The sequence below is a fragment of the Mesorhizobium sp. INR15 genome (genome assembly GCF_015500075.1).
Lineage (GTDB): Bacteria > Pseudomonadota > Alphaproteobacteria > Rhizobiales > Rhizobiaceae > Mesorhizobium.
Genome location: NZ_CP045496.1, coordinates 671,018 through 686,397, shown reverse-complemented (window position 1 = coordinate 686,397; position 15,380 = coordinate 671,018). Strand labels below are relative to the sequence as shown.

Below are 15,380 nucleotides of genomic sequence, written 5' to 3'. Positions count from 1 at the left end.
CGAAGAGTCCAGGTAAGTGCCGCCTTTTTCACCTGGCTTGGAAATCTCGCTCTTTGAGAGCAATATATCCTGAATGAACAAGATCTTTCGAAGACAGCAATTGACGCCCTATGAGGCCGACTATGCTCAGTGGTGCGCCGAGCAAGGCGCGCTGTTGCGCGAAGGTCGTGTCTCTGACCTCGATCGCGAAAACTTGGCCGAGGAGATCGAGAGCTTGGGGCGGAGCGACAAGAGGGAAATTGCAAACAGGCTTGGCATTTTGCTTTTGCACTTGCTCAAGTGGCAATTTCAGGCTGGAAAGCGCAAGGCAGGTTGGTTGCTCACAATCCGGGAGCAGCGGCATCAGATCAAGAGACTGATCGATGAAAGCCCCAGCCTGAAGGCCTATCCACAAACGCAGATCATCAGCGAATTCGAGTTCGCGCGCCTGAAGGCGATTGATGAAACGGGCTTGCCTGAAGGGGATTTCCCGACCGATTGCCCATACCAAATCGCGAATATTCTCAACCAGGACTTTTTTCCTGGCACCCCGTGGCTGCCGGAACAGCTTGTTCGCGACTGAACTTGTTGCGGTGCCTGTCTGGACACCGCACTATGCGCCGCAAGCAAACCGCGTGACCGGCCATGGCGACCGAAACAATCTCTCCCCACGACATATTTCCTCACATCCGCATCGTCATGGGCATGGTGATCGGCCTTGGCGTCACCCGCCTTCTGTCGGGACTGGCCCGCATCGTCCAGCATCCCGGCCAGTACCGGCTCTATCCCGTGCATCTGGCCTGGGTCGCTTCCGTGCTTTTGATGCTGGTGCATTTCTGGTGGTGGGAGTTCGGCCTCTACGCCATCGAAACCTGGACCTTCGGCAAGTACCTGTTCATCATTTTCTATGCCGTCACGCTGTTCATGCTCTGCGCGCTGCTGTTTCCGGATTCGATGCTGGACTACACCAGCTACGAGGATTTCTTCTATTCGCGCCGCGCCTGGTTCTTCGGCCTGCTGGCGACGACCTATGGGCTCGACGTCATCGACACGCTGCTGAAAGGACCGGAGCATTTCGCCCGCTTCGGCAACGAGTATCTGTTCCGCACGCCTATCTTCATCGCGTTATGCGTCGCCGCGATCCTGATGCGCGACCGCCGGTTTCACATTGCCTTTGTCGCGGCGACGCTGATCTATCAGGTTTCGTTCATCCTGCGGCTCTTCGACACGATTGTTTGAGCGGCATTGGGCTGGTTTGAGGGATGGGCTAGGGTTCCGGGGAAAGGCAGGTTGTGCATGTACAAGGCCGTCGGATCGCGCGGATCTCGCGTCAGCCGTGTTCTCTGGATGCTCGAGGAACTCGCGCAGCCCTATGAATTCGTCGAGGTCAAGCTGCGCTCGCCCGAGGCTTACGCGCTCAACCCGTCCGGCAAGGTGCCGGTCCTCATCGACGGCGAGCTGACAGTGACGGATTCGGCGGCGATCTGCGTCTATCTCGGTGACAAACACGCTGAAAAAGGCATGGGCGCCAATCCCGGCGTTGTCGGCCGCGCGGAGATGGATTCCTGGATGCACTTTGCCCAAAGCGAGCTCGAGGCGCCGCTGTGGAACAAGCTGCGTCATCGCTTCCTGCTGCCGAAGGAGATACGGGTCGATGTCGGCCCCGCCGCGGCCTACGACTTCGCCTCGGAACTCGGGGCACTGGACCGGCGGTTGGGCGAGAGGCCGTTCGCGCTGGGCGAACGGTTTACCGCTGTCGACGTGCTGCTCGGTGATATCGGCAGCTGGGCGCGCGCCGGCCGGTTTCCGATCGACTCCGAACACATCAATGCCTATTTCGATCGCATGTTGGCCCGGCCAGCCCGCGCCCGCGCCCAGGCCAATGGAGGTTCCGCCCGATGAAGCTCGACATCAAGACCGACTTCACCAGGTTCCCGCGTGCCGTCTCCGTGCTTGCGTCGGGCGAGGCTGGAGCAGCCGCTCCATTCGGCCGCGCGGTGCTTGCCCATGACGAACGGCATCTGCGCCGCAGGGCCGTTGAGCTGGACCAGGGCGACAAGGTGCTGGTTGATCTGCCGGCACCCGTTGCGCTGAACGATGGCGACCGGCTGGTGCTGGAGGATGGCCGCCATATCGAAATCATTGCCGCCGAGGAGCCGCTCTACGACATCCGGGCCAAAAGCCCCGTGCATCTCGCCGAACTTGCCTGGCACATTGGCAACCGGCATCTCGCGGCTGCCATCGAGGCTGGGCGCATCCTCATCCTGCGTGATCACGTCATCAAGGCGATGCTGGAAGGGCTGGGCGCCACGGTGACCGATGTTTCCGAACCCTTCAAGCCGGTGCGCGGCGCCTATTCTGGCGGTCACGACCATGGCCATGCTCATACCGAAGCGCATGCGCACAGCCATGCGGAAGCCCACAGCCATGCGCATGGCGAGGCGCATTCCCATTCGCACAGCCACGCGGGCCACCATCACGACCATGACTGAGCAGCCGCCGCATATCGCTCTGCTGCGGTTGATGGCGTGGCTGTCGCCGGCCTTTCCGGTCGGCGGCTTTGCCTACAGCCATGGTCTCGAACGCGCCGTGCAAGATGGACTGATTGCCGACAGCGAAGACCTGGCGGGTTGGCTGGAGACATTGGTCGAGATGGGTTCCGGCTGGAACGACGCGGTTTTGTTTGCCGAGAGCTGGCGCCGGGCGCGGGGCAACGATGATCTCGACGAGATCACCGCACTTGCGGAGGCGCTGGCCGGTTCGCGCGAGCGTCACGCCGAGACCATGCTGCAGGGCGCGGCCTTCCTCAAGGCTGCTTCCGCATGGCCCAATCCGGCGCTCGCACGCCTGCCGGCCGAATGCGCCTATTGCGTTGCCGTAGGCGCTGTTGCCGGCGGCAATGGCATTGCCTTGCCGGACGCGCTGGCCGGCTTCCTGCAGGCCTTCTTCTCCAACCTTGTCCAGGCAGCGATCCGGCTCGGTGTTGTCGGCCAGACTGGAGCGACCGCTTTGCTTGCCGGCTTCGAGCCGCTGGCGCTCTCGACGGCAGGCCGCGCTGCCCGCTCGACGCTGGATGATCTCGGCGGCTGCGCCTTCGTCTCGGATGTCATGGCGATGAAGCACGAGACCCAATACTCAAGGCTGTTCCGTTCATGATCATTCTCGCCTTCGCGCTTTCGGCTGTTCTGCTGTTGATCACCACGCTGCATGTCTATTGGGGCATTGGCGGCGTCTGGCCGGGCAGGGACGCGGCGTCATGCGCCCGCGCCGTTGTCGGGTTTCGCGGTGTCCGGGAAATGCCGGCACCTTTCGCCAGTTTTGCCGTTGCCGCCTGTCTTGCCCTCGCCACCCTGTGGCCAATGGCGCTGGAGGGTGTGTTCGCGTCGCCTTTCCCCAAGGAGGGGCTGGCTGCCTCGGCGCTGCTGATCGGCCTGGTTTTCCTTGGACGGGGCATTGTCGGCTTCACGCCGTGGTGGCGGCGGCTCGCACCCGAACAGCCTTTCGCGCGGCTTGATATCAGCTACTATTCACCGCTCTGCTTGCTGATCGGGCTTGGTTTCGTCGTTCTTGCCATCATGGAGTTCCCCACGTGACGTCACAAAACGGTCCGCTCCGCATCGGCATCGGCGGCCCCGTCGGCTCGGGCAAGACAACGCTCACCGAAAAGCTCTGCAAGGCGCTGCGCGATGAGTTTTCCATCGCTGTCGTCACCAACGACATCTACACCAAGGAAGACGCCATGATGCTGGCGCGCCTGCAGGCTCTGCCGGAAGACCGCATCATGGGCGTCGAGACCGGCGGCTGTCCGCACACGGCGATCCGCGAGGACGCCTCGATCAACCTGCAGGCGATCGCCGAGATGAACAGGAAATTCCCGGATCTCGACATTATCTTCATCGAATCCGGCGGCGACAATCTCGCCGCCACCTTCTCGCCGGATCTCGCCGACCTGACGCTCTATGTCATCTCTGTCTGCCAGGGCGAGGAAATCCCGAGGAAGGGCGGCCCGGCCATCACCCGCTCCGATTTCCTGGTCATCAACAAGAGCGATCTGGCGCCCTATGTGAACGTCAATCTCGATGTGATGGAGAGCGACGCGGCCCGCATGCGCGGCAAGCGCCCCTTCGGCTTCACCGACCTGTCGCGCGGCAAGGGGTTGCAGGAAGTCATCGACTTCATTGTCGAGCATGGCGGGTTGCGGGCAGGCACCGCCGCCAGCACCGCGGCATGAGCCAGCTTTCCTGCACCAACCGATACCGGTTGCCGGCACGGTCAGGTCGCGGCATTGTCCCGGAAACCGGAGGATTTTTGAGATGAGCATCGCCCGCCTGCAAAAGGAAACGCTGACCAATCTGCCGTTCTACGAGGAGCGCGTCGATCTCGCCGCCGCCTTCCGCTGGACAGCGCGGCTTAACATGCATGAGGCGGTGGCCAACCATTTCTCGCTGGCGGTCAATGATGACGGCACGCAGTTCCTGATGAACCCCAACCAGGTGCATTTCTCGCGCATCAAGGCGAGCGATCTGCTTTTGATCGACGCCAATGACCCCGAGACGCTGTCCGGCCCGAACGCGCCTGATCCGACCGCATGGGGCCTGCATGGCGCCATCCACCGCAATGTCCGCCATGCGCGCTGCGTCATGCATGTGCACTCGATCCACGCCACCGTCCTGGCATCGCTCGCCGATTCACGGCTGCCGCCGATCGACCAGAACTCGGCGATCTTCTTCAACCGCCACGTCGTCGACAGCCACTATGGCGGGCTGGCCTTCGAGGAAGAGGGCGAGCGCTGCGCGCAGCTTTTCGCCGCCCCCAAGGACAAGGTGATGATCATGGGCAACCATGGCGTGCTGGTCATTGGCGACACCGTCGCCGACACCTTCAACCGCATGTTCTATTTCGAACGCGCCGCCGAAACCTACATCAAGGCGCTATGGACCGGCCGGCCGCTGCGCGTGCTTTCCGACGCCATCGCCGAAAAGGCGGCACAGGAGCAGGAGGACTATCCCGGCCAGGCCGATCGTCACCTCAGCGAGTTGAAGGCGATCCTCGACGAGCAGGAGCCGGTCTATAGGAACTGAGCGCTGGCCTTCGCTCATCAGCTGGCCGGCACCATCAATGCCAGCGTCTTTCTCCCCGTGACTATACGGGGAGAAATGTCCGGCAGGACAATGAGGGGCAGCGCGGACCTACGCCTCAGAGCCCTAGCTGTGAGCTCTCAGGGGGTTGTCCATTCGGACCTGACCGAGGAGACTGGAGTTACCAAGCTTCAGCACTCATCGGAGGGTCCGAATGAACATCCACAAGAATGCCCGTCTCACGCCGCTGCGTCGAGAGGAAATGGCGCTGTCGGTGATAGAAGGTCGTCTTTCCCAAGCCCATGCGGCGCGGACGTATGGTGTGTCGGCGAAGATCGCGGCGCGCTGGGTCGAGCGCTACAAGGCCGAGGGCCGGGCCGGCATGGTCGACCGCTCGTCGCGGCCTCATGTCATGCCGGGGATGACCGGACAGGCGGTGGCCGAGCGCATCATGGCATTGCGCCGCCGGCGGCTGACCGGCAAGCACATCGCCATGGAGGTTGGCGTCTCACCCGCCACCGTCAGCCGGGTGCTGAAGCGTGCCGGGCTGTCGCGGCTGAAGGACATTGAGCCGGCCGAACCGATCCGGCGCTACGAGCGCGAGCACCCCGGCGAGATGATCCACATCGACATCAAGAAGCTGGGCCGCTTCAGCCAGGTCGGGCACCGCATCACCGGCGATCCACAGAAGGGCAAGTCGCGCGGCGCCGGATGGGAATTCGTCCATGTCTGCATCGACGACGCCTCTCGCATCGCCTTCTCGCAGATCCTGCCCGACGAGAAGAAGGAAAGCGCCGTCGCCTTCCTCAAGGCGGCGTTGGCCTATTATGCAAGCCTCGGCGTCACCATTGCGCGCGTCATGACCGACAACGGCTCCTGCTATAGGTCGAAAGCCTTCGCCAAAGCCTGTCGCGATCTCGACCTTAAGCATGTCAGGACAAGGCCCTACACGCCCAAGACCAACGGCAAGGCCGAGCGCTTCATCCAGACCGCGCTAAGGGAATGGGCCTATGCCATCGCCTATCCGACCTCGCACCACCGCGCAGCCGAACTGCCGGTATGGCTCCACAGGTACAATTGGCATCGCCCGCACGGCAGCCTAAAGTCCAAAACACCGATCAGTCGCCTCGACAGAACCGAGGACAACCTATTGAGGCTCCACACCTAGCTCAGCCCGCAACTCCTCGGCGCTGTTGATGACAACGGCGCCGGGCGGTCCGGCCATCGGCGCTTCCGGCCAGAAGATCGTCTTCATGCCCGCCGCCAGCCCGGCTATCGCGCCCGGCCAGCTGTCGTCGATCGCGACGGCCTGTGCGGGGTCGACATTGGCCAGCCAGGCAGCGCGCAGGAACGGCTCGGGGTGCGGCTTGCCTTCGCGCACGTCGTTGCGGCTGATTGTCCTCATGCCGGGATAGGTCAGTCCGACCATGCGCAGATTGGCGTCGACGATCATCCGGTCCGAATTCGAGACCACCGCCTGCGCCACGCCCCTTGCGCGCAATTCGTTGAAGACCTCGATCGCGCCGGGGCGCGGCTGCAACCGCTCGACCAGCGGCAGATAGTGCTCGTATTTGCGCTGGATCCAGTCGTCGAAGGGAAGATCGAGGCCGAATTCGCCGCGCATCATTTCGTAGACCGGCCAGGCGGCGACACCGAGCACACGTTCATGCAAATCGTCCGGCGGGACAAGGCCTGCATTGCGCATCGCTGCCACAAGGGCTGCTTCGTGCAGAGGCTCGCTGTCGACCAGCGTGCCGTCCATGTCCCAGAAAACCGCTTTCGGCGTCATCGGAAAAATCCTCTTTTCCGATCCCTTAAAGTGTTTGGGCGGCGAGATAAACCATAGTGCCGGCTATCCGCGAGCCGTTGACGGCAGGGGCATTCCTGGTCCATCGGGATTGTGCTCGGGGACGTAACAGTCCGCCTCACGGAAAAGCGCCGGAGGGTGCAGGCAATTGCCCGCACGATAGACAATTGCGCGGCGGGTCAATCCCTGCGAAACTAAGCAGTCCGCCTTGATACCAGGCGGTGGGAGGCAAGGCGTGAACACCCGGCAGGACGGCGGCAGCAACAGGTTGGACGACGCGGCGCGCGCCGGCTGGCTCTATTATGTTGCCGGCAACACACAGGACCAGATCGCCGCGACGCTCGGCATTTCACGGCAGACGGCGCAGCGGCTGGTGTCGCTGGCGGTGTCGGAAGGGCTGATCAAGGTCCGCGTCGATCATCCGATCGCCAACTGCCTCGAACTTGCGGCGCGGCTGAAATCCCGTTTCGCGCTTGACCTGGTCGAAGTCGTGCCCAGCGATCCCAATTCATCCTCCACCACCATTGGCATCGCCGAGGCGGCGGCGGCGGAGATCGAGCGGCGGCTGCGCTCGCCGACGCCGATCGTCATGGCCATCGGCACCGGGCGCACGCTGAAGGCGGCGATCGAGCAACTGCCGCCGATGGAATGTCCGCAGCACAAGGTGGTGTCCTTGACCGGCAACATTTCGCCCGACGGCTCCGCCGCCTTCTACAACGTCATCTTTACCATGGCCGACAGGGTCAAGGCGCGGTCGTTCCCGATGCCGTTGCCGGTCATCGCCTCGTCGCCGGAAGAGCGCGAGATGCTGCTCAACCAGCCGATGATCCAGCCGACCTTGGCGCTTGCCGCCGAGGCCGACGTCACCTTCATCGGCATCGGCGATCTCGGCCCGAAGGCGCCGCTCTACGAGGACGGCTTCATTTCGGAGGCTGAGCTGAAGGCGCTGCAAAAGGCCGGCGGCATCGCCGAGATCGTCGGCTGGGTCTATGACCGCGAGGGCCGCATGATCGAAGGCATCACCAATGACCGGGTGTCTTCGGCAGCCTTGCCGTCACGCGAGAAGTCGCTGGTCATCGCGCTCGCCATGGGTGAGCGCAAACTACCTGGCATCCTCGCGGCGGTGAACCGGCGCCTGGTCAATGGTCTCATCACCGACGAGCGGACGGCCACCGCCCTTCTCAACGTCAGCTGACAGTGCGGGGTCAGCTGACTATGCGGGCCAACCACTGCGCCATGGTGTGATGGTCCGCCGCGACTAGTTCATGGCCGGCGTCGATCGCGTGGATTTCAAGCTCGGCGCCATCGGCTTGCAATGTCGCCTCCAGCGCGGGCGAATGATAGGGATCTGACCGCCCGGACAGCATCAGGACCTTGCTGCCGGAAAGATCCGCTGGCGGCATGTCATCCAGCACGGCGATGGCGCGAAGCAAGACTGCGTTTCTGACAAGGCCGGGGTGCAGGACCATGACGGCGGCGAGGAGATTAGCGCCATTGGAATAGCCGACGAAAACGGTTCGGTTTTCGTCGAGCCCGTAAGCGGTGCTGGCACCGGCAACGAACGCCGCGAACGCCTCGGCTTCCGAGCGGATGTCCTGCTGGTCGAAGACGGTTGGCGACGTGCGCCGGAACCAGCGGCTGACGCCTTCCTCGGTGCTGCGGCCCCGAACCCCGAGCAGCGTCGCCCGTGGCGCGGCATGCCGGGCCAACGGCATCAGGTCGGCCTCGCTGCCGCCGGTCCCGTGCAGCAAGACCAGAGTGCTGCCATCGGGCTGCTCAGGCACAAAGAAGCGGTGAACGAAGGGCAGGTCGCGGTAGATGATCCGTTCATCACCGGGCATTGAAAATTGCGGCAGCATCGCCGCGATGTCGTCGGCCTGTGTCGCATCGCCTGGTACGAACAGACGCGTTCCCAGTGTCTCCGGCGGTTCGTCGACACCGAAGCCGGGGCCGTCCGTCGCAAGCTCAAGCAGCGTTCCGCTCGGCTCCCGCACATAGAGCGAGGTAAAATACTTGCGGTCGTGCACGGTGGTCTCGCTCGAATTCAGCGAACCAAGCGCATCATGCACACCGTTCAGCTTTTCGATATCGGCAGCGCGAAAGGCTACGTGATCGGCCGTACCCGTTCCGGGAACCCCGGGCCAGAAGCCGGTCGCGTCGCGAATGTCGATACAGTCGCCGGCCCGCGAGACAAGCCGCTCGATGGTCCCTTCCCGGGCGGTGCGCGAGAAACCAAAATACTGCTGGATGAAGCTTGCCGTCAGATCCGGGGTTTCGCTGTAGATCGTCGCACTCCTGATGCCGCGAACCGTGTGCTGGAGCGGGATATCGCTGGAGCTCTGGTCCGCTGCCGGCCGATCGGTCCCGACCAACTTGACGATGACCCCATCCGGATCGCGAAGGCGCAGCACGGTCTCGCCGAACTCGCGCGTTGGCCCCTCCACGGGAACATGAAAGCGCAAGGCGCGTTCGAGCCAGAAGCCGGTGCTCGCGGCATCGATGGCGAGCGCGAACTCACCGACCTGGCCGTGCCCGACCCGCCCCGGCGAACCGTCCTCCCAGACCAGGAAGGTGACCAGCGAACCCGGCGCACCGGTTTCGTCGCCGTAGAACAGATGGAGCTGCCGGGCGTCCTCGTATCCGCCGGTTCGCTTGACAAGGCGGAGCCCAAGAAAGCCGACATAGAAATCGACATTGGCCTGGACATCGCGGGTGATCAGCGTGACGTGGTGGATGCCGCTCGTCATATCGAGGCCCTGTTTGCGTGGCGCCGGCATATGGCGGCCGGGAGACGCAGCCATGCTGTGCCATCGCATCTCCTGTCAAATCAAAGTTGGGCCGGCTCCATTGCATGGGCCCCACGCTACAGGCCCGTTCCTGTTTCCCATAAGCTGAGCAGGGTTATCCGCGCGGCCCGAAAGGATCGTTGCCATCGAGGAAACCGAGGTCGCGCTGCAGATGCGGCGACAGGTCCCTGATGTCCAGACGCTCCCGCTTTCTGGCTGCAAACCAGCCAAATCCATCGGCAAGCCACGAAATCCAACGATGATCCGGCGTAGGCGTGCACTTTTCCGGTGCCATGGTCATGATCGTCAACCTCCGCTATCCTGAACCCGAATGAAGGGTTGAGGCTGAATGTCGGGTGCATCGGCGGTCTTCGCCAATCAAACATCAATCATGGCCCATAAGGAGGCCTTATGCCTGATCTCAGTTCGCGACAGACCGCGCCGCTCCCGCCGCTCGCTGCGATCAGGGTGTTCGAAGCCGTGGCGCGGCATCTCTCCTTCACCAAGGCGGCCGGCGAACTCGGCATGACGCAGGCAGCGGTGAGCTACCAGATCAAGGTGCTGGAGGAGCGCGTCGGCACGCCGCTGTTCCTTCGCCAGCCACGGCAAGTCGCCCTGACCGAAACCGGCAGGCGCTTTTCCCCCGCGGTCAGCGAGGCCTTCAATCTTCTGAGCGAGGCTTATGCATCGGCCCGCCGGCGCTGATGGTCTGCTCTGCGTCACGACGGTGCTGACATTCGCCTCGAACTGGCTGGCGCACCGCCTGGGTTCATTCCAGATCGCCAACCCCGCCCTTGCCGTGCGGCTCGACACGTCGAGCCGGCTGACAGACTTTGCCCGCGAGGATGTCGACCTCGCCATCCGTTCGGGCGGCGGCAAATGGCCCGGCCTCGAGGCTTTCAAACTGCTCGACGCCGACTTCACGCCGATGCTGAGCCCGAAGCTCGCTGCAAGCATCGGCGGCGTCAAGGAACCGGCCGATCTCTTGCGCCTGCCGATCCTCGATCCCGGTGACATCTGGTGGGAGGAATGGTTCGCCGCCGCCGGTGTCCATACCCACGACCTTGCCAAGCGGCCCAGCAGCCGCATGGGCGCGCAGGCCTATGAAGCCAATGCCGCCATCGCCGGCCACGGCGTGGCGGTGCTGACCAGGGCGCTGTTCAAGCAGGAACTCGCCGACGGCCGCCTAGTCCAGCCATTCGATCTGGTCGGCGACGATGGCCACGCCTATTGGCTGGTCTATCCGGAGGCGCGCCGCAACGTGCCGAAAATCCGTGCCTTTCGCGACTGGCTGCTCGCCGAGATCGCCTCCTGACCGTCAGGCTCTCGATACGCTGATTTCATCGACTCGCTGGATAGCGAGCGGTGAACCGCCGCGCCTGTCTTGGCCGCTCCCATATCCACCTGCTGTTCGCCGCCGCGCCAGTTCGAGTGCTGCGCTGCAGCATCGAATCCGGCTTGACATAATTAACGCCAAGTGAGTAATTGCTCAAAGCCAAGGCAAATGCTCATCTTGGTCCATGGGAGGAATTTGATGAAACTTCGCACGCTCATCCTGGGCTTGTGCTCGACAAGCGCACTCGCGTTCGCCGCACATGCCGAATCCATCACCATCGCCACCGTCAACAATGGCGATATGGTCCGCATGCAGAAGCTGACTGACGACTTCACCAAGGCTAACCCCGACGTCACCCTCAACTGGGTCACGCTCGAAGAAAACGTGCTGCGCGAGCGCGTCACCACCGATATCGCCACCAAGGGCGGCCAGTATGACGTGATGACCATCGGCACCTATGAAGTGCCGATCTGGGCCAAGCAGAGCTGGCTTCTGCCGCTCGACAAGCTCGGCGACGACTATGACGCCAAGGACATCATCCCGGCCATTGCCGGCGGCCTTTCGGTCGACGGCAAGCTATATGCCGCCCCCTTCTACGGCGAGAGCTCCTTCGTCATGTACCGCAAGGACCTGATGGACAAGGCTGGGCTGAAGATGCCCGACGCGCCGACCTGGGATTTCATCAGGCAGGCCGCCGACAAGATGACCGATCGCGCCAATGGCGTTAACGGCGTCTGCCTGCGTGGCAAGGCCGGCTGGGGCGAGAACATGGCCTTCCTCACCGCCATGTCGAACTCCTTCGGCGCACGCTGGTTCGACGAGAACTGGAAGCCGCAGTTCGATCAGCCCGAGTGGAAGAAGACGCTGCAGTTCTATGTCGACCTGATGAAGGCCGACGGCCCGGAAGGCGCCTCCTCCAACGGCTTCAACGAAAACCTGGCGCTGTTCCAGCAGGGCAAGTGCGGCATGTGGATCGACGCCACCGTGGCGGCCTCCTTCGTCTCTGACCCGAAGAACTCCACCGTCGCCGACAAGGTCGGCTATGCGCTGGCCCCGGACAACGGCCTCGGCAAGCGTGGTAACTGGCTGTGGGCATGGTCGCTTGCCATTCCCGCCGGCACGCAGAAGGCGGCCGCGGCCGAGAAGTTCGTCGCCTGGGCAACCAGCAAGCACTACGCCGAACTCGTCGCGGCCAAGGAAGGCTGGGCCAACGTTCCTCCGGGCACGCGCTCCTCGCTCTACGCCAACGCCGACTACCAGAAGGCGGCTCCCTTCGCCAAGATGACGCTGGACTCCATCAACGCAGCCGATCCGACGCATCCGACCGTCAAGCCGGTGCCTTATGTCGGTGTGCAGTTCGTCGCCATTCCTGAGTTTCAGGGACTTGGTACCACTGTCGGCCAGCTCTTCTCGGCGGCACTTGCCGGCCAGTCGAGCGTCGACGATGCCTTGAAGCAGGCCCAGGACGCTGCCACAGCGGCAATGACCGAGGGCGGTTATATCAAGTAGGCTCCTCCCGGTGCCGAATGCCGGTCGCCTTCCTGACCGGCAACGGCCGCCCGAGTCCCAGTTCGGGCGGCCGCCTTTTTGATAGTCTTTGAAAATTCAGTCTGACCATTGAAGGGTGACCGTCATGGCTACTCAGCAGACCCGTTCGCTTGCCCGTTTCATGATGGCGCCATCCGTGGTGCTGCTGCTGGTGTGGATGGTTGTTCCGCTGGCACTCACCTTGTGGTTCTCCTTCCAGCAGTACAATCCGCTCAACCCGGTTCGGGATGGCTTCGTCGGCCTCTCGAACTATGCGCTGTTCTATTCCAACCCGGCCTTCCTGCAGTCGATCCTCAACACGCTTGTCCTCGTGGTCAGCGTGCTCCTGATCACGGTGATCGGCGGCATCCTGCTGGCGCTTCTGATTGATCAGCCGATGTGGGGACAAGGCATCGTGCGCATCCTCGTCATCTCGCCGTTCTTTGTCATGCCGCCGGTGGCAGCACTTGTCTGGAAGAACATGATCATGCACCCGCAATACGGGGTGTTCGCCGACATAGCGCGCTTCTTCGGCGCCCAGCCGATCGACTGGTTCGGGCAACATCCGATGCTGGCCATCATCATCATTGTCGCCTGGCAATGGCTGCCTTTCGCGACACTGATCCTGCTGACTTCATTGCAGTCGCTCGACGGTGAGCAGAAGGAAGCCGCCGAGATGGACGGCGCCGGCTTCGTCAGCCGCTTCATCCATCTGACGCTGCCGCACATGTCGCGGGCGATCACCGTCGTCATCCTGATCCAGACGATCTTCCTGCTGTCGGTCTATGCCGAGATCCTCGTCACCACTAATGGCGGTCCTGGATATGCCTCCACCAACCTGCCTTTCCTCGTCTACCAGAAGGCACTGCTGGAGTTCAAAATCGGCCAGGCATCCGCCGGCGGCATCATCGCTGTCATTCTCGCCAACATCGTTGCCTTCTTCGCCATGCGCGCCGTCGGCAAGAACCTGGACAAGTAAGGGAGGATAAGATGGCACGCTCAGTCACCACCCAGCACAAGACAATCGCGACAGTTGCCGCCTGGATCGTCGCGCTGCTGATCTTCTTCCCGATCCTGTATACGATCATCACGTCGTTCAAGTCGGAGCAGGAAGCCATCCAGGGCTTCAACCTGATCCCGTCGGGAACGTTTGAGAGCTATGCCGAGGTTCAGGCGCAGAGCGGCTACTTCAAGTTCTTCCTGAACTCGGTGATCCTCTCCGTGGGATCGACCATCCTGGCTCTGCTCGTTGCCATACCGGCCGCTTGGTCAATGGCCTTCTCGCCGGGCAAGCGGACCAAGGACATCCTGATGTGGATGCTGTCCACCAAGATGATGCCGGCGGTCGCCGTGCTGTTTCCGATCTACCTGATCTTCCGTGACCTTGGACTGCTCGACAGCCGCATCGGCCTGATGGTCATGCTGATGCTGATCAACCTGCCGATCGTGGTCTGGATGCTCTACACCTACTTCCGCGAAATCCCGGGCGAGATCCTGGAAGCCTCGCGCATGGATGGCGCATCGCTGTGGGGGGAAATCTGGTACGTGCTGACGCCGATGGCGGTGCCGGGCATCGCCTCGACCATGCTGCTCAACATCATCCTGGCTTGGAACGAAGCGTTCTGGACGATCCGGCTGACCACCACGGAAGCCGCACCACTCACCGCCTTCATCAGCTCCTTCTCCAGCCCGCAAGGTCTGTTCTGGGCCAAGCTTTCGGCGGCCTCGACGCTGGCCATCGCACCGATCCTGATCATGGGCTGGTTCAGCCAGAAGCAGCTGGTGCGCGGCCTGACCTTTGGTGCGGTGAAGTAACGGACGTTTGCCTGAAGCAAGCGGCGAAAAAGAACCCCTCGGGGAGGAAACCATGGGAAACATCACGCTCAAGAACGTCTCCAAGTCCTTCGGATCGACGTCCATCATCCCGGGTCTCGACCTGGTGATCGAAAACGGGGAATTCGTCGTCTTCGTCGGCCCTTCCGGCTGCGGCAAGTCAACGCTGCTGCGCCTGATCGCCGGTCTGGAGGACACCAGCGGCGGCACCATCAACATCGATGGCCGTGATGTCACCGGCGAGGCGCCGGCCAAGCGCAAGCTGGCCATGGTGTTCCAGTCCTACGCACTTTATCCGCATATGACGGTGGCCAAGAACATCGCCTTTCCGCTGAAGATGGCGGGCGAGGATCAGGCGACCATCGACCGGAAGGTGAAGGACGCGGCGCGCGTGCTGAACCTCACCAACTATCTTGAGCGCCGGCCTGGCCAGCTCTCCGGCGGCCAGCGCCAGCGTGTTGCCATCGGCCGCGCCATCGTGCGCCAGCCTTCGGCCTTCCTGTTCGACGAGCCGCTCTCCAACCTCGATGCCGCCTTGCGCGGCACCATGCGGCTGGAGATCAGCGAGCTGCATCATCAGCTCAAGACCACCATGATCTACGTCACTCACGATCAGGTCGAAGCCATGACCATGGCCGACAAGATCGTCGTGCTGAACGCCGGCAACATCGAGCAGGTCGGCTCGCCGATGGAGCTCTACAAGACGCCGAAGAACCTGTTCGTCGCCGGCTTCATCGGTTCGCCCAAGATGAACCTGATCGAAGGCGCGCCGGCCGCCAAATACAGCGCCAAGACCATCGGCATCCGCCCCGAGCATCTGGGCATCTCGACCACGGCGGGCGACTGGAAAGCCGTCGTCGGCGTTGCCGAGCATCTGGGATCCGACACCTTCCTGCATGTCCAGGCCGAAGGTGTCGGCCCGCTGACCGTTCGTGCCGATGGCGAACTGGCCGTCCGCCACGGCGACACGATCTATCTGACGCCCGACCAGGCCAAGCTGCATCGCTTCGGCGCCGACGGAAAGGCGATGTGAG

The 15,380-nt window shown here is 62.8% G+C and carries 17 protein-coding genes and 1 pseudogene; 15 read left to right on the top strand and 3 right to left on the bottom strand.

From position 1 onward, the window contains the following. Window positions 1–73 precede the first annotated feature (73 nt). From GA829_RS03235 to GA829_RS03195, 9 genes are all read left to right on the top strand, one after another. Window positions 74–562, top strand: coding sequence for a DUF29 domain-containing protein (locus GA829_RS03235; protein WP_195177134.1), 489 nt, complete (start codon window positions 74–76; stop codon window positions 560–562). A gap of 62 nt (window positions 563–624) precedes the next feature. Then, the gene (locus GA829_RS03230; protein WP_195177133.1) at window positions 625–1,218 is read left to right on the top strand and encodes a hypothetical protein; all 594 of its coding nucleotides are present in this window, start codon (window positions 625–627) and stop codon (window positions 1,216–1,218) included. A 57-nt stretch (window positions 1,219–1,275) separates the two neighbouring features. After that, complete coding sequence (locus tag GA829_RS03225) at window positions 1,276–1,881, top strand: glutathione S-transferase family protein (RefSeq protein ID WP_195177132.1); 606 nt, start codon at window positions 1,276–1,278, stop codon at window positions 1,879–1,881. After that, a complete protein-coding gene (locus tag GA829_RS03220) occupies window positions 1,878–2,471 on the top strand; it encodes an urease accessory protein UreE (protein ID WP_195177131.1) in 594 nt (197 codons plus the stop codon). The genes GA829_RS03225 and GA829_RS03220 overlap by 4 nt, the downstream gene beginning before the upstream one ends. After that, the gene (locus GA829_RS03215; protein WP_195177130.1) at window positions 2,464–3,135 is read left to right on the top strand and encodes an urease accessory protein UreF; all 672 of its coding nucleotides are present in this window, start codon (window positions 2,464–2,466) and stop codon (window positions 3,133–3,135) included. Before GA829_RS03220 ends, GA829_RS03215 begins: the two co-directional genes overlap by 8 nt. Beyond that, a complete protein-coding gene (locus GA829_RS03210; protein WP_195177129.1) occupies window positions 3,132–3,572 on the top strand; it encodes a DUF3995 domain-containing protein in 441 nt (146 codons plus the stop codon). Before GA829_RS03215 ends, GA829_RS03210 begins: the two co-directional genes overlap by 4 nt. Further along, window positions 3,569–4,210, top strand: a complete 642-nt coding sequence (ureG, locus tag GA829_RS03205; RefSeq protein ID WP_195177128.1) for an urease accessory protein UreG — start codon at window positions 3,569–3,571, stop codon at window positions 4,208–4,210. The genes GA829_RS03210 and ureG overlap by 4 nt, the downstream gene beginning before the upstream one ends. A gap of 82 nt (window positions 4,211–4,292) precedes the next feature. Next, window positions 4,293–5,060, top strand: a complete 768-nt coding sequence (locus GA829_RS03200; RefSeq protein ID WP_195177127.1) for a class II aldolase and adducin N-terminal domain-containing protein — start codon at window positions 4,293–4,295, stop codon at window positions 5,058–5,060. A gap of 211 nt (window positions 5,061–5,271) precedes the next feature. Beyond that, window positions 5,272–6,225: an IS481 family transposase gene (locus tag GA829_RS03195; RefSeq protein WP_195174358.1), complete on the top strand. Its 954-nt coding sequence runs from the start codon at window positions 5,272–5,274 to the stop codon at window positions 6,223–6,225. On the opposite strand, the gene GA829_RS03190 is transcribed toward GA829_RS03195, so the two are convergent. Beyond that, entirely contained in the window at window positions 6,205–6,846 is a 642-nt protein-coding gene (locus GA829_RS03190) for an HAD family hydrolase (RefSeq protein WP_195177126.1), read from the bottom strand. The genes GA829_RS03195 and GA829_RS03190 overlap by 21 nt on opposite strands. A 253-nt stretch (window positions 6,847–7,099) precedes the next feature. Here GA829_RS03190 and GA829_RS03185 point away from each other — a divergent pair, with 253 nt between their 5' ends. Further along, a complete protein-coding gene (locus GA829_RS03185; protein ID WP_195177125.1) occupies window positions 7,100–8,059 on the top strand; it encodes a sugar-binding transcriptional regulator in 960 nt (319 codons plus the stop codon). Between the two features lie 10 nt (window positions 8,060–8,069). On the opposite strand, the gene GA829_RS03180 is transcribed toward GA829_RS03185, so the two are convergent. After that, window positions 8,070–9,611, bottom strand: a complete 1,542-nt coding sequence (locus GA829_RS03180) for a VOC family protein (protein WP_195179504.1) — start codon at window positions 9,609–9,611, stop codon at window positions 8,070–8,072. A gap of 154 nt (window positions 9,612–9,765) precedes the next feature. Beyond that, the gene (locus GA829_RS03175) at window positions 9,766–9,951 is read right to left on the bottom strand and encodes a hypothetical protein (protein WP_195179503.1); all 186 of its coding nucleotides are present in this window, start codon (window positions 9,949–9,951) and stop codon (window positions 9,766–9,768) included. 110 nt (window positions 9,952–10,061) lie between these two features. Here GA829_RS03175 and gcvA point away from each other — a divergent pair. The 5 genes and pseudogenes from gcvA to GA829_RS03150 all read left to right on the top strand — a co-directional run bounded on the left by gcvA (window position 10,062) and on the right by GA829_RS03150 (window position 15,379). Further along, a pseudogene (gene gcvA / locus GA829_RS03170) lies at window positions 10,062–10,965 on the top strand (transcriptional regulator GcvA). 219 nt (window positions 10,966–11,184) lie between these two features. After that, on the top strand, window positions 11,185–12,495 hold the full coding sequence (locus GA829_RS03165) for an ABC transporter substrate-binding protein (RefSeq protein ID WP_195177124.1): 1,311 nt from the start codon (window positions 11,185–11,187) through the stop codon (window positions 12,493–12,495). 124 nt (window positions 12,496–12,619) lie between these two features. Continuing rightward, window positions 12,620–13,492, top strand: coding sequence for a carbohydrate ABC transporter permease (locus GA829_RS03160; protein WP_195177123.1), 873 nt, complete (start codon window positions 12,620–12,622; stop codon window positions 13,490–13,492). 11 nt (window positions 13,493–13,503) lie between these two features. Continuing rightward, entirely contained in the window at window positions 13,504–14,328 is an 825-nt protein-coding gene (locus GA829_RS03155) for a carbohydrate ABC transporter permease (protein ID WP_195177122.1), read from the top strand. Window positions 14,329–14,380: 52 nt separating this feature from the next. Beyond that, the gene (locus GA829_RS03150) at window positions 14,381–15,379 is read left to right on the top strand and encodes an ABC transporter ATP-binding protein (RefSeq protein WP_195177121.1); all 999 of its coding nucleotides are present in this window, start codon (window positions 14,381–14,383) and stop codon (window positions 15,377–15,379) included. Window position 15,380 lies beyond the last annotated feature (1 nt).